14 protein-coding genes are annotated in these 12988 nt (G+C 66.2%); 12 read left to right on the top strand and 2 right to left on the bottom strand.

All coding sequences use genetic code 11. The annotated features are described in order from the left end of the window. Positions 1 to 3 precede the first annotated feature (3 nt). Entirely contained in the window at positions 4 to 771 is a 768-nt protein-coding gene (modA, locus tag LF63_RS14495; protein ID WP_052395323.1) for a molybdate ABC transporter substrate-binding protein, read from the bottom strand. Positions 772 to 1048: 277 nt separating this feature from the next. On the opposite strand from modA, the gene gnd reads away from it, so the two are divergent. The 12 genes from gnd to LF63_RS14435 all read left to right on the top strand — a co-directional run bounded on the left by gnd (position 1049) and on the right by LF63_RS14435 (position 11457). Next, positions 1049 to 2077: a phosphogluconate dehydrogenase (NAD(+)-dependent, decarboxylating) gene (gnd, locus tag LF63_RS14490; protein ID WP_184655136.1), complete on the top strand. Its 1029-nt coding sequence runs from the start codon at positions 1049 to 1051 to the stop codon at positions 2075 to 2077. A 4-nt stretch (positions 2078 to 2081) separates the two neighbouring features. Next, the gene (zwf, locus tag LF63_RS14485) at positions 2082 to 3536 is read left to right on the top strand and encodes a glucose-6-phosphate dehydrogenase (protein ID WP_043104292.1); all 1455 of its coding nucleotides are present in this window, start codon (positions 2082 to 2084) and stop codon (positions 3534 to 3536) included. Positions 3537 to 3691: 155 nt separating this feature from the next. Beyond that, complete coding sequence (queD, locus tag LF63_RS14480) at positions 3692 to 4051, top strand: 6-carboxytetrahydropterin synthase QueD (RefSeq protein ID WP_043104290.1); 360 nt, start codon at positions 3692 to 3694, stop codon at positions 4049 to 4051. A gap of 162 nt (positions 4052 to 4213) precedes the next feature. Next, positions 4214 to 4576, top strand: a complete 363-nt coding sequence (locus tag LF63_RS14475) for a hypothetical protein (protein WP_043104287.1) — start codon at positions 4214 to 4216, stop codon at positions 4574 to 4576. 18 nt (positions 4577 to 4594) lie between these two features. Beyond that, on the top strand, positions 4595 to 5404 hold the full coding sequence (gene atpB, locus LF63_RS14470; RefSeq protein ID WP_081945304.1) for a F0F1 ATP synthase subunit A: 810 nt from the start codon (positions 4595 to 4597) through the stop codon (positions 5402 to 5404). 49 nt (positions 5405 to 5453) lie between these two features. Continuing rightward, on the top strand, positions 5454 to 5744 hold the full coding sequence (gene atpE / locus LF63_RS14465) for a F0F1 ATP synthase subunit C (RefSeq protein WP_043104283.1): 291 nt from the start codon (positions 5454 to 5456) through the stop codon (positions 5742 to 5744). 87 nt (positions 5745 to 5831) lie between these two features. Next, entirely contained in the window at positions 5832 to 6302 is a 471-nt protein-coding gene (locus LF63_RS14460) for a F0F1 ATP synthase subunit B (RefSeq protein ID WP_043104280.1), read from the top strand. Continuing rightward, entirely contained in the window at positions 6299 to 6832 is a 534-nt protein-coding gene (locus LF63_RS14455; RefSeq protein WP_043104277.1) for a F0F1 ATP synthase subunit delta, read from the top strand. The genes LF63_RS14460 and LF63_RS14455 overlap by 4 nt, the downstream gene beginning before the upstream one ends. A gap of 27 nt (positions 6833 to 6859) precedes the next feature. After that, a complete protein-coding gene (gene atpA, locus LF63_RS14450) occupies positions 6860 to 8407 on the top strand; it encodes a F0F1 ATP synthase subunit alpha (RefSeq protein ID WP_043104275.1) in 1548 nt (515 codons plus the stop codon). Positions 8408 to 8474: 67 nt separating this feature from the next. Then, the gene (gene atpG, locus LF63_RS14445; RefSeq protein WP_043104273.1) at positions 8475 to 9395 is read left to right on the top strand and encodes a F0F1 ATP synthase subunit gamma; all 921 of its coding nucleotides are present in this window, start codon (positions 8475 to 8477) and stop codon (positions 9393 to 9395) included. Between the two features lie 184 nt (positions 9396 to 9579). After that, the gene (gene atpD, locus LF63_RS14440; RefSeq protein WP_043104272.1) at positions 9580 to 11013 is read left to right on the top strand and encodes a F0F1 ATP synthase subunit beta; all 1434 of its coding nucleotides are present in this window, start codon (positions 9580 to 9582) and stop codon (positions 11011 to 11013) included. 21 nt (positions 11014 to 11034) lie between these two features. Beyond that, positions 11035 to 11457: a F0F1 ATP synthase subunit epsilon gene (locus LF63_RS14435; RefSeq protein WP_043104269.1), complete on the top strand. Its 423-nt coding sequence runs from the start codon at positions 11035 to 11037 to the stop codon at positions 11455 to 11457. Between the two features lie 170 nt (positions 11458 to 11627). Here the strand turns inward: LF63_RS14435 and LF63_RS14430 are convergent, their stop codons facing one another. Continuing rightward, positions 11628 to 12983, bottom strand: coding sequence for a DUF2252 domain-containing protein (locus LF63_RS14430; RefSeq protein ID WP_043104267.1), 1356 nt, complete (start codon positions 12981 to 12983; stop codon positions 11628 to 11630). Positions 12984 to 12988 lie beyond the last annotated feature (5 nt).

The raw sequence follows: 12988 nt of genomic DNA, 5'->3' as shown, positions 1-12988 counted from the left end.
GGTTTAGTGCGCTTTGGCCGGCAGGCCGAAGCCGTACCGCGCGAACAGCGCCCGTGCCGGCGCGCTGCGCGCGTAGTGGGCGAAGTCGTGCGCCAGCGCGTTGTCGGCGCCGTGCCGGGTCACTACGAAACTCTGGCGCAGCGGGCGGTACATCGCGTCCGGCACCGCGGCGACATGGCCGTGCCGCATCGCCGGGCTCTGCGTCAGCGACGCGGCGAGCAGGCCGACGCGGGCATTGCCGCTGCGCGCGAACTGCGCGGCCTGGGCGATGTTCTCGCCCTGCACCAGGCGTGGCTGCAGCGCGGACCACACGCCGGCGGCGCGCAGGGCCTGTTCGGCGCGCAGGCCGTACGGCGCGTGCTGCGGATTGGCGATGGCGATGCGGCCGAAGCGAGGCTGGACGAGGTCGGCCAGGCGCACGTGCGCCAGGTCGAGATCGCGGCTCCACAGCACCAGCCGGCCCAGCGCGTAGACCGCCGGCGGGCCGTCGCTGCCGCTGGCGTCGGCCAGTTGTTGCGGGTAGCCGCTGTCGGCGGAGAAGAACAGATCGAACGGCGCGCCCTGGCGGATCTGCGTCAGCAGGATGCCGGACGAGCCGTAGACGACGTCAATGCGCGCGCCGGGGTGCGCGGCGCGGTAGCTCGTCACCAGGCGGCCCATCACGTCATGCAGACTGGCGGCGGCGGCAATCACCATGCGACCGGGCGCGGCGCAGGCGCCGAGCGGCAGCAGGAGGCTCACGGCCAGCAGCAGACGAGCACACGCGCGCATCGGCATTCCCTGTGTGAAGCAAAGCAAAGGCGGCGACGCCGTCACGAGGCGTCGCGCCCGCCAGTCAGTACCGCCAACGCCGAAAGCTGTCAACACGAGGCGCGTCCGCTGACGTGGCGCGCTGGCGTGTTGCGGGCAGCGCGGTTCCAGCCGATGCCGTTACCATGTGCGGATCGCGTCTGCGCGCGAATGCGTGTGCAGGCACCGCGCTGCCGTCATCGGCGGCGTCCACCGCAGCATCGGAGAACGCATCATGAGCGAAGGCGGCAAGACCAGCCTGCAACTGGGTTTCATCGGCCTCGGCCGGATGGGGCTGAACATGGTGCGACGCATGCAGAAGGCCGGCATCGACTGCGTGGTCTTCGATCTCGACGCCGACGCCCGCGCCAAGGCGGCCGAGAGCGGCGCCACCGCCGCCGACTCGATCGAAGCGCTGATCGGCCAGTTGTCCGCGCCGCGCGCCGTGTGGCTGATGCTGCCGGCGGCGGTGGTCGACAAGGTGGCCGATCAGGTCACGCCGCTGCTGGCCGAGGGCGACATGCTGATCGACGGCGGCAACTCGCATTTCGTCGACGACCTGCGCCGCTCGGAAGCGCTGGCGAAGCGCGGCGTGATGTACGTGGACGTCGGCGTCAGCGGTGGCGTGTGGGGCAGCGAGCGCGGCTACTGCCAGATGATCGGCGCGCCCGACGCGGCCTACGCGCATCTCGAGCCGGCGTTCGCCGCGCTGGCGCCGGGCGTGGACGCCGCGCCGCGCACGGACGGCCGCGAGGGCGCGCCTTCGCCGTCCGAACAGGGCTACCTGCATTGCGGTCCGAGCGGTGCCGGCCATTTCGTGAAGATGGTGCACAACGGCATCGAGTACGGCCTGATGGCGGCCTACGCCGAGGGCATGAACATCCTGCGCCACGCCAACATCGGCGACAGCCAGCGCGCGGTCGATGCCGAGACCGCGCCGCTGGAACATCCGGAACGCTACCGCTTCGACCTGCCGCTGGGCGAGATCGCCGAAGTCTGGCGTCGCGGCAGCGTAATCGGCTCCTGGCTGCTGGACCTGACCGCCGCCGAGATGCGCCGCGACGCCACGCTGGAAAACTACGAGGGCCGCGTGTCCGACTCCGGCGAAGGCCGTTGGACCGCGCTGGCGGCGATCGAGCAGGGCGTGCCCGCGCCGGTGCTGACCGCGGCGCTGTTCGGCCGCTTCGCCTCGCGCGGCAACGACCTGTTCGCCAACAAAGTGATGTCCGCCATGCGCCACGCCTTCGGCGGGCACAAGGAAGTGGACACCGACGCGGACAAGGGTTGAGCGCATGGCCAAGCCCAGGAACACGCTGGTCATCCTCGGCGCCACCGGCGATCTGACGCGACGCCTGCTGCTGCCGGCGCTGTATCGGCTGCATACGTTGAATCTGATCGGCGACCTGCGCATCGTCGGCTACGCGCTGGAGCAGTGGTCGCACGAGCGCTTCGAGCGCTACGTGCACGACGGCCTGAAGAAGTTTGCCGAGGACTTCGACGCCGCACAGTGGGACCGCTTCCGCGCGCGCCTGGACTACCGCAGCGGCGAGCTGAAGGCCGAGGCCGTCGGCTCGCTGAAGCCCTTGCTGTCGCCGGGCACGCTGTTCTATCTGGCGCTGCCGCCGTCGTTGTTCGGCGCGGCGGCCGATGCGCTGGGCGAGGCCGGCTTCGCGCAAGCGCCGCGCGGCGGCTGGCGACGGCTGGTGGTGGAGAAGCCGTTCGGCAACGATCTGGATTCGGCCAAGAAACTGCGCACGCAGATGCATGCGCACTGGAAGGAGCTGCAGATCCTGCGCATCGACCACTTCCTGGGCAAGGAAACCACGCAGAACCTGATGGTGTTCCGTTTCGCCAACCGCTTTCTGGAACCGGTGTGGAACGCGCAGCACATCGAGCAGGTGCAGATCACCTACGCCGAGACGCTGGGTGTGGAAAAGCGCGCCGGCTACTACGACCATGCCGGTGCGCTGCGCGACATGCTGCAGAACCATCTGATGCAGCTGTTCAGTTTGGCCGCCATCGAGCCGCTGTCGACCTGGGACGCCGAGGTGCTGCGCGATCACAAGGTCGAGGTGCTGCGCTCGGTCAAGCGTTTCACTGCCAGAACCGTCGACAAGCACGCCGTGCGCGGCCAGTACGCGGCCGGCAAGGTGGGGCGGCGCACCCTGCGCGGTTACCGCGAGGAGCCGGGCGTGCCGGCGGACTCGATCACCGAGACCTTCGCCGCGCTGCGGCTGGAGATCGACAACTGGCGCTGGGAAGGCGTGCCGTTCTATCTGCGCAGCGGCAAGCGCATGGCCAGCAACTGCTCGGAGATCGCGGTGCAGTTCAAGCGCAATCCGGGCGCGCTGCCGGGCGAGGTCGCGGCCGAGCAGAACTGGATGATCTTCCGCATCAAGCCCAACCAGACCATGACCCTGCTGGCCAACGCCAAGATTCCCGGTCTGGAGCTGGACGGCCGCCAGGTGCGCCTGACCGCGCCCTACGCGGAGGACGGCGACAGCGGATTCTCCGCCTACGAACAGTTGCTGATGGATGCGCTGGAGGGCGACCGCACGCACTTCCTGCGCTTCGACGAGGTCGAGTGGGCCTGGCGCGTGCTCGATCCGGTGCTGAAGGCGTGGAAACGTGGCAAGCCGGAGGCCTACGCAGCTGGTTCGGAAGGGCCCGAGGGCCAGCATCGCCTGCTCGATGCCGACCACCAGTGGCGTCCGGTCCGTCTCGTGGCCGGCGAGGACGACGCGTAGGGCGCCGCCTGCTGCGATGCGCGGCGCCGGGTCCGGCGTCGTTCCATCATGGGCTGCGCAGGCGGATGGCGTCCGTCCATGCCTCCGCGTGGGTCATGGCGTCGGACTTGCCCCGCCCGCGCGCAAGGCCTGTGCCGCCGGCTAGAATAGGCGACATGCAGATCTTCAAGGTATTCCACATCGAGGCCGCGCATCGCCTGCCCAACGTGCCGGAAGGGCACAAGTGCGCGCGCTTGCACGGCCATTCGTTCAAGGTCGAGATCCACGTCGGCGGCACGCCGGGCGCGCAGACCGGCTGGATCATGGACTACGCCGACATCAAGGCGGCCTTCGCGCCGCTCTACGACCGGCTCGACCATCACTATCTGAACGAGATCGAGGGCTTGGAGAATCCCACCAGCGAACACATCGCACAGTGGATTTTCGCCCGCCTGAAGGTCGGTCTGCCGGCGCTGACGCGTGTCGTGGTGCACGAAACCTGCACCTCCGGCGCCGTCTGCGAGGGGCTCGATTGAGGCGGGCGGCGAAAGCGCGCATATCCTCGTCCTGAGGAGGCTTTTTCGGGTCGCCCATGACTTGTGACACGCTTCGAGCGCCTGCTATAATTTTTTAACTTGACCGTGGCCTGGTGATGCGCGGGCTGCGCCGAAAAGTGCGGCCGATGCCAGGAGAACCGCGTGCTGAACAGCCTCGCCGCCGGTCGTCGTCTCGCCTTGCGCCTTGTTCTATGGCAGCTCGGCGTGGCAGCGATGGCGGGCTTCATCTTCCTGATACAGGGCCGGCGGGCTGCGCTCGCCGCTCTGGCCAGCGCCCTCGCTGTGGCGCTGGGCAACGCGCTCGCGGGGGCGCGTGCATTCAGTCCGGGTGGAGCGGGGCAGGCGTTGGCGCGGTTGATCCTGGGGACGCTGCTGAAGTGGGCCGTGGTTTTCACGGGGCTTTACGTAATATTGGTGCGCTGGCAGTTACCGCCGGCGCCTGCGATAGCGGGACTGATCCTGGCCGTGCTGGTCAATCTGTTCGCGCTCCGATTCAAGCAATAGGCGATGGGACTGAACATGTTGGCGAATACGCCCGAAGGTGGATTCACCGGGTATATCCAGCACCACATGAAGTTCTGGAACCTGCCTCACGTCGGTGAGGGCGGTTTCTGGAGCTGGTCGGTGCACATGGATTCGATCCTGATCTCGCTGGTTCTCGGCGTGCTGTTCAGTGCGTGGTTCTGGATGAAGGCGCGCAAGGCCACGCCGGGCGTGCCGGGCAAGGGCCAGGCCTTCGTCGAGCTGGTGCTGGAATTCGTCGACGGTCAGGTCAAGGACGTCTTCCACGGCGATCGCCGCATTCTCGGCCCGCTGGCCCTGACGATCTTCGTCTGGGTGTTCCTGATGAACTTCATGGATCTGCTGCCGGTCGACTTGCTGCCGTGGATCGCCGAACATTCGGGCGCGAGTCATTTCCGCGCCGTGCCGACCGCCGATCTCAACGTCACCTTCGCCATGTCGATCACCGTGCTGGTGCTGGTGATCTTCTACAGCTTCAAGGCCAAGGGCACCGGTGGCTACATGAAGGAGCTGTTCACGGCGCCGTTCGGTCCGTGGCTGGCCCCGTTCAACATCCTGCTGAACATCGTCGAGCTGCTGTCCAAGCCGGTCAGCCTGTCGATGCGACTGTTCGGCAACATGTACGCCGGCGAGATGGTGTTCATGCTGATTGCCGGTCTGTTCAGCGCCGGAAGCTGGCTGCTGTACGGCTTCGGCATCATCGGCTACACCGCCTGGGGCATCTTCCACATCCTGATCATCTCGATTCAGGCCTTCATCTTCATGGTGCTGACCGTGGTGTACATCTCCATGGCCCACGATCATCACTGACATCCGTTCAACCCTTTCACTACACGAAGCTTTTCTTCAGGAGAACATCATGGAGCACATCGCCAGCCTTTTCGCCCAGGTGCAGGGTCTCACCGGCATCGGCATCGGTCTCATCATCGGTCTGGGCGCGCTGGGTGCCTGTATCGGTATCGGCGTGATGGGTTCGAAGTTCCTCGAGTCCGCCGCGCGTCAGCCGGAGCTCAAGCCGATGCTGCAGGGTTCCATGTTCCTGCTGGCCGGTCTGATCGACGCCGCGTTCCTGATCGGCGTGGCCCTGGCCATGCTGCTGGCGTTCGCCAACCCGCTGCTGTCGGCCGTGCAGACCGCCACCGGCGGTTGATCGAACCCGCTTCGGCAGGTTTTTGCGGAGCACGAACGCATCGCGCGTTCGTGCTCCATGTAATCCGTATTCACAGGTAGCGCAGCGATGGAATTCAACGCGACCCTGATCGGCGAAATGATTGCTTTCGCCATCCTGATCTGGTTCAGCGTCCAGTTCATCTGGCCGCACATCAACAATGCGATCGAAGAGCGGCAGAAGAAGATTGCCGACGGCCTGGCCGCTGCCGAAAAGGCGCGTGCCGAGCTGAAGGACGCCGATGCCCGCGTCGCCGACGAGATCAAGAAGGCCCGCGTGCAGGCTTCCGAGATCATCGACAAGGCGCAGCAGCAGGCCAATCAGATTCTCGACAAGGCCCGTGCCGACGCCGTCAGCGAGATCAATCGCCAGAAGGCGATGGCGCAGGAAGAGATTGCCTCGATGGCCGAGCGCGCTCGCGTCGAACTGCGCGAGCAGGTCGGTTCGCTGGCCGTGAAGGGCGCCGAGAAGATCGTCCAGCGCGAGATCGACGCCGGCACGCACAAGGCGCTGCTGGATCAGCTGGCGGCGGAAATCTGATGGAAGCCCTCACGCTCGCCCGTCCGTACGCCCGCGCCGCTTTCGAGCTGGCGCAGGAGAAAGGCACGCTGACCGAGTGGTCGCAGGCCCTGGCCTTCGCCGCCGCGGTGTCCTCGGACGCACGCATCGCTGCCCTGTGCAGCGACCCGCGTGTCGAGGATGTGCAGCTCGTGGCCCTGCACCTGCCCGAAGGCACCGGTCAGGACACGCCGTTCGCGCATTTCCTCGCCGAGTTGGCGGCGCATGGCCGTCTGCATCTGCTGGTCGAGGTGCAGGCGCTGTTCGACGCGCTCAAGCGTGAATCCGAATCGGTCCTCAAGGTCCGCGTGACCAGCGCCATGGCGCTGGACGATGCGCAGACCGAACAGCTCAAGGCATCGCTCAAGCGCCGCTATCAGCGCGAGATCGACATCGCCGCCCACGTCGATCCGGCCCTGCTGGCCGGGGTCATCATCGACACGGGCGAGCAGGTGATCGACGGCTCCGCGCGCGGCCGCCTGCAGCGACTGGCCTCCGCCCTGACTCATTAAAAGCATCGAGATCGCCGGGAAACAACTATGGCAACCCAGCTCAATCCTTCCGAAATCAGCGAACTGATCAAGACCCGCATCGAGTCGTTCAAGCTCGACGCCGAGGCCCGCAACGAAGGCACGCTGATCAGCGTGTCCGACGGCATCGTGCGCATTCACGGTCTGGCCGACGTGATGTCCGGCGAAATGATCGAACTGCCGAACGACACCTACGCGCTGGCCCTGAACCTGGAGCGCGACTCCGTCGGCGCCGTGGTCCTGGGCGACTACCAGCATCTGCGCGAAGGCGACACCGCCAAGACCACCGGCCGCATTCTCGAAGTGCCGGTCGGCGAAGGTCTGCTGGGTCGCGTGGTCGACGCGCTGGGCAACCCGATCGACGACAAGGGTCCGATCGAGGCCAAGGGCACCAGCCCGATCGAGAAGGTCGCGCCGGGCGTGATCTGGCGCAAGAGCGTCGACCAGCCGGTGCAGACCGGCTACAAGTCGGTCGACTCGATGATCCCGATCGGCCGCGGCCAGCGCGAGCTGATCATCGGCGACCGTCAGACCGGCAAGACCGCACTGGCGATCGACGCGATCATCAACCAGAAGAACACCGGCATCAAATGTATCTACGTGGCCATCGGGCAGAAGCGCAGCTCGATCGCCAACGTGGTGCGCAAGCTGGAAGAGAACGACGCGCTGGCGCACACCATCGTGGTGGTGGCCTCGGCGTCCGAATCGGCCGCGCTGCAGTACATCGCGCCGTATTCCGGTTGCGCGATGGGCGAGTACTTCCGCGACCGCGGCGAAGACGCCCTGATCATCTACGACGATCTGTCCAAGCAGGCCGTGGCCTACCGCCAGATCTCGCTGCTGCTGAAGCGTCCGCCGGGCCGCGAAGCCTACCCGGGTGACGTGTTCTACCTGCACAGCCGTCTGCTCGAACGCGCCGCGCGCGTGAACGAGGAGTACGTCGAGAAGGCCACCAACGGCGAGGTGAAGGGCAAGACCGGTTCGCTGACCGCGCTGCCGATCATCGAGACCCAGGCCGGCGACGTTTCGGCGTTCGTGCCGACCAACGTGATCTCGATCACCGACGGCCAGATCTTCCTGGAGACCGACCTGTTCAACGCCGGCATCCGCCCGGCCGTGAACGCCGGTATCTCGGTGTCGCGCGTGGGCGGTTCGGCGCAGACCAAGATCGTCAAGAAGCTGTCCGGCGGCATCAAGCTGTCGCTGGCGCAGTACCGTGAGCTGGCGGCCTTCGCGCAGTTCGCCTCCGACCTGGACGCGGCCACCCGCGCCCAGCTGGAGCGCGGCCAGCGCGTCACCGAGCTGATGAAGCAGTCGCAGTACGCGCCGCTGTCCATCGCCGAGCTGGCGATCTCGGTGTTCGCCGCCGAAGAGGGCTACCTCGACGATCTGGCCATCGGCAAGGTGCTGCCGTTCGAGAAGGGTCTGCACGCCTTCATGCATCAGAACCACGGCGACCTGATGAAGCAGATCGTCGAGACCGGCAACTGGAACGACGAGATCAAGGCGACCTTCAAGAGCGCCCTGGACGAGTTCAAGAAGACCGGCAGCTGGTAAAAGCGCCTCACGCCGCCGGCACGTCGGCGGCGCGACGAACGCCTAGCGAACACAGCGAGCGAAAGAGATGGCAAGCGGACGCGAAATCAAAACCAAGATCAAGAGCACGCAGAACATGCGCAAGGTGACGCGTGCGCTGGAAATGGTCTCGGCCTCCAAGATCCGCAAGGCGCAGGACCGCATGAAGGCGTCGCGTCCGTACGCGCACGCCATGCGCAACGTGATCGCGCACGTGGCCGCGGCCAGCACCGAAGTGCGTCACCCGTTCCTGGTCGAGCGCGCCGAGGTCAAGCGCGTGGGCTACGTGATCGTCGCCACCGACCGCGGCCTGTGCGGCGGTCTCAACGCCAACCTGTTCCGCAAGACCCTGGGCGAGATCCAGGCGTGGCAGGCCAAGGGCGTGGAAGTGGACATCGTCGCCATCGGCCAGAAGGCGGTGCAGTTCTTCCGTCGCTTCAAGTCGATCAACCTGCTGGGCACCGCCACGCATCTGGGCGAGCGCCCGCGCATGGATCAGCTGATCGGCGTCATCAAGGTGATGCTCGACGCCTACATGGACGGCAAGGTCGATCGCGTGATGCTGGGCTTCAATGACTTCGTCAACACCATGCTGCAGAAGCCGCGTCTGGACGCGCTGCTGCCGCTGCCGGTGGCCGCCGAGCAGATCGTGGCCGAGGCGAAGGAAGGCGAGGGCGATACCGTGGTCGCCATCGACATGAAGCGCGCGCACGACTGGGACTACATCTACGAGCCGGACGCCGAGAGCGTGCTCGAGCACGTGATGACGCGCTACGTGGAGTCGCTGGTGTACCAGGCGACGCTGGAGAACCTGGCCAGCGAACACGCCGCGCGCATGGTCGCCATGAAGAGCGCGTCGGACAATGCGAACAAGGTGATCGACGAACTGACGCTGGTCTACAACAAGGCCCGTCAGGCCGCCATCACCCAGGAAATTTCGGAAATCGTCGGCGGCGCGGCGGCGGTGTAACAGTGGCGCGCGGCAACCGCCTGGATGAGCAGTGCGGCAGCCGTGAAGTTGCGAGTGTTTATTCAAAGCGATCATCCATGATCGCGAAAGACAAAAAGCGGCCATCCATGGCCGCACTGTTCGAGAAGCGACGTTCTACTGGCGCTTACATCAAATTCGATTAAGAGTTACTTGGAGCATATCCATGAGTCAGGGCAAGGTTGTTCAGATCATCGGCGCTGTGGTCGACGTGGAATTCCCGCGTGACCAGGTTCCGACCGTGTACGACGCGCTGAAGGTCGACGGCACCGAAATCACGCTCGAGGTGCAGCAGCAGCTCGGCGACGGCGTCGTGCGCGCCATCGCCCTGGGCTCCACCGAAGGCCTCAAGCGCGGTCTGGTCGCCACCAACACCGGCGAAGGCATCAAGGTGCCGGTCGGTTCGGCGACGCTGGGCCGCATCATGGACGTGCTGGGTCGTCCCATCGACGAAGTCGGCCCGATCGAGGCCGAGGCGCACAACGTGATCCATCGCGAAGCGCCGGCCTACGACGAGCAGGCGCTGTCCAGCGAACTGCTGGAAACCGGCATCAAGGTCATCGATCTGGTCTGCCCGTTCGCCAAGGGCGGCAAAGTCGGCCTGTTCGGCGGCGCCGGCGTCGGCAAGACCGTGAACATGCTGGAGCTGATCAACAACATCGCGACCGAGCATTCGGGTCTGTCGGTGTTCGCCGGCGTGGGTGAGCGCACCCGCGAAGGCAACGACTTCTATCACGAGATGATCGAGTCGGGCGTGGTCAAGCCGGACAACCTGTCCGAGTCCAAGGTGGCGATGGTCTACGGCCAGATGAACGAGCCGCCCGGCAACCGTCTGCGTGTGGCGCTGACCGGCCTGACCATGGCCGAGTACTTCCGCGATCAGAAGGACGAGTCCGGCAAGGGCAAGGACGTGCTGTTCTTCGTCGACAATATCTACCGCTACACGCTGGCCGGTACCGAGGTGTCCGCGCTGCTGGGCCGCATGCCGTCGGCCGTGGGCTACCAGCCGACGCTGGCCGAGGAAATGGGCGTGCTGCAGGAGCGCATCACCTCGACCAAGACCGGTTCGATCACCTCGATCCAGGCCGTGTACGTGCCCGCGGACGATCTGACCGATCCGTCGCCGGCCACCACCTTCGCGCATCTGGACTCCACCGTGACCCTGTCGCGCAGCATCGCCAGCCTGGGCATCTACCCGGCCGTCGATCCGCTGGATTCGACCAGCCGTCAGCTGGACCCGAACATCGTCGGCCAGGAGCACTACGACGTCGCCCGCAAGGTGCAGGGCACGCTGCAGCGCTACAAGGAGCTCAAGGACATCATCGCGATCTTGGGCATGGACGAGCTGAGCGAAGAGGACAAGCAGGTCGTGGCGCGCGCCCGCAAGTGCGAGCGTTTCTTCAGCCAGCCGTTCCACGTCGCCGAAGTGTTCACCGGCGCGCCGGGCAAGTACGTGCCGCTGAGCGAGACCATCCGCGGCTTCAAGATGATCGTCGAAGGCGAAGTGGATCACCTGCCCGAGCAGGCCTTCTACATGGTCGGCGGCATCGACGACGCGATCAAGAAGGGTGAGGAGATGGGCGCCAAGAAGGCGGCCTGATCCCCCCACGGGAGAAGCGAGATGACCACCATCCGTTGCGACATCGTCAGCGCCGAGGCCGAGATCTTTCACGGCGAGGCGACCCTGGTGATCGCCACCGGCGAACAGGGCGAGCTGGGCATCGCGCCGCGTCACGCGCCGCTGATCACCCGTCTCAAGCCCGGTCACGTCGAAGTGATCCAGGCAAACGGCGAGCGCCAGTCGTTCTACGTCTCCGGCGGCATTCTGGAAGTGCAGCCGCAGGTGGTCACGGTGCTGGCCGACGCGGCCGCGCGCGCCGACGACCTCGACGAGGCCGCCGCGCAGGCGGCGAAGGAAGAGGCCGAAAAGGCCTTGGCCGACCGCACCGACGCCATGGAAGTGGCCGAGGCCCAGGCCAAGCTGGCCGAGGCCCTGGCGCAGCTGCAGGCGCTGGAGCGCATGCGCCGCAACCTCAAGCACTGAGAATCGGCGTCGGCAGCTCGGCTGCGGGACGCCAGAAAAACCGCCAGTCTCCCTCGGGAGCTGGCGGTTTTTCATGTCCGCGAAACGCGAAACGCGAAACGCGAAGCGTGTGGTGGGGCATGCCGTCGCCGCGCGGTGCATGACCGCCTCGCGCGGACGAGGAGGCCCACTCAGTACAGCGGCATGCCGCTGTCGTAGGCGTCGAGGAAGGACTGGTAGTCATCCTTGACCTGCTGCGCGTAATCGTCGGCGAAGGCGCGCACTTCGGCGCGGAACGCGTCGTGATGGTGATCGGTGATGTCGGCGACTTCCTTGTCTTCGCTGTAGGGAATCAGGGTGTCGTCGTAGTCCTTGTCGGAAAGCGCGTGCGCGCTGGCCAGGGCCTTGCCCATGTATCCGGCCGCCGTTTCCCATTGGCCGACGCTGGTGAGCTGGGTGTAGTCGAAGTCTTCCTGGTAGGGCGATTTCTCGTGCACGTAGAACGGGTTGCCGCCGAGCGTGGTGTAGCCGGCCAGCACGTCGGCGTGGATCAGCTGCGCTTTCAGGCTGCGCACCACGCGGTAGCCCTGCTGGCCGTCGTAGGCGCTGCTCGGCATGCCGCCGGGGTTGGCCAGGGCCACGTCGCTGGACGCCGCCTGCTTCATCTCCAGAATGACGTCGTCGCTGTTGCTCGCGCTGGGTCCTTCGACGAGCACCCAGTAGCGGTAGCGGCCGAGGCTGCCGATGCCGGAGCCGAGCTTGGCGCGGATGTCCTTCACGGCATAGAAGCTGCTGGCGTAGCGGCGCGAGGCGGGGATCGAGTCGACGTAGGCGCCGATGGATGCGGCGATGGCGGCGTAGCGGCTGCTGTCGACGGTGGCGAGCTTGTCGGTGGTCTGGAAGCGGCGCATGCCGTTGTCGATCTCGGTGTACTTGTCCAGCATGTGGTTGCGGCTGTCGTCGCCGACGGCCTGGATCAGGTCCTTCACCGCACCGCTGGTGTTGGACGTGGTCAGCTGATAGCCGAGTTCGTCGTCGTTGCCCTTGAAGTCGGTCATCTTGTCCAGATACGCCTCGACGAAGGTATCGACGATGGCATCGCGGTCGCTGGCGCCGATGCCCATCTGCTCGGCGGCGAGCTGGATGCCCACGGCTTCGCGCCACACGTCCCACACGTACGGACCGAAGTAGCCCTCGTCGAAGTCGTTCAGCGCGAACACGTCGTTGCCGTGCGAATCGCGGAACGCGCCGAAGTTCTGCAGGTGTGCGTCGCCGTCCAGCCAGACCTGCGACGTGGCGGCGTTGACGTAGGCCGAGCTGCGCGAGGCGACGTCGCGGTAGAACAGGTCCGCGGTGCCGCGGTAGAAGGCGAACGGGTCGGCGCTCATCTTCTGCATCTTGGTCGCCAGTTCCTGCGGCAGCTGCGCCGCGTAGGGATGGTTGGCGTCGTAGATGTCCTGCACCACGTAATTCGACCGCGGTGCGGCGGCGTGGGCGGCGGCGCAGAGCGCGAGGCTGCCGAGCAGGGTCCATGCGAGGCGTTTCATGCGGT

The sequence above is a fragment of the Oleiagrimonas soli genome (assembly GCF_000761445.1).
Lineage (GTDB): Bacteria > Pseudomonadota > Gammaproteobacteria > Xanthomonadales > Rhodanobacteraceae > Oleiagrimonas > Oleiagrimonas soli.
This window is presented reverse-complemented; position numbering and strand designations above follow the sequence as displayed.

Bases quoted from the DNA above. Each gene is read 5' to 3' on its own strand.
- modA (WP_052395323.1), bottom strand. From the start codon at position 771: ATGCGCGCGTGTGCTCGTCTGCTGCTGGCCGTGAGCCTCCTGCTGCCG.
- zwf (WP_043104292.1), top strand. From the start codon at position 2,082: ATGGCCAAGCCCAGGAACACGCTGGTCATCCTCGGCGCCACCGGCGAT.
- queD (WP_043104290.1), top strand. From the start codon at position 3,692: ATGCAGATCTTCAAGGTATTCCACATCGAGGCCGCGCATCGCCTGCCC.
- atpE (WP_043104283.1), top strand. From the start codon at position 5,454: ATGGAGCACATCGCCAGCCTTTTCGCCCAGGTGCAGGGTCTCACCGGC.
- LF63_RS14460 (WP_043104280.1), top strand. From the start codon at position 5,832: ATGGAATTCAACGCGACCCTGATCGGCGAAATGATTGCTTTCGCCATC.
- atpA (WP_043104275.1), top strand. From the start codon at position 6,860: ATGGCAACCCAGCTCAATCCTTCCGAAATCAGCGAACTGATCAAGACC.
- atpG (WP_043104273.1), top strand. From the start codon at position 8,475: ATGGCAAGCGGACGCGAAATCAAAACCAAGATCAAGAGCACGCAGAAC.
- atpD (WP_043104272.1), top strand. From the start codon at position 9,580: ATGAGTCAGGGCAAGGTTGTTCAGATCATCGGCGCTGTGGTCGACGTG.
- LF63_RS14435 (WP_043104269.1), top strand. From the start codon at position 11,035: ATGACCACCATCCGTTGCGACATCGTCAGCGCCGAGGCCGAGATCTTT.
- LF63_RS14430 (WP_043104267.1), bottom strand. From the start codon at position 12,983: ATGAAACGCCTCGCATGGACCCTGCTCGGCAGCCTCGCGCTCTGCGCC.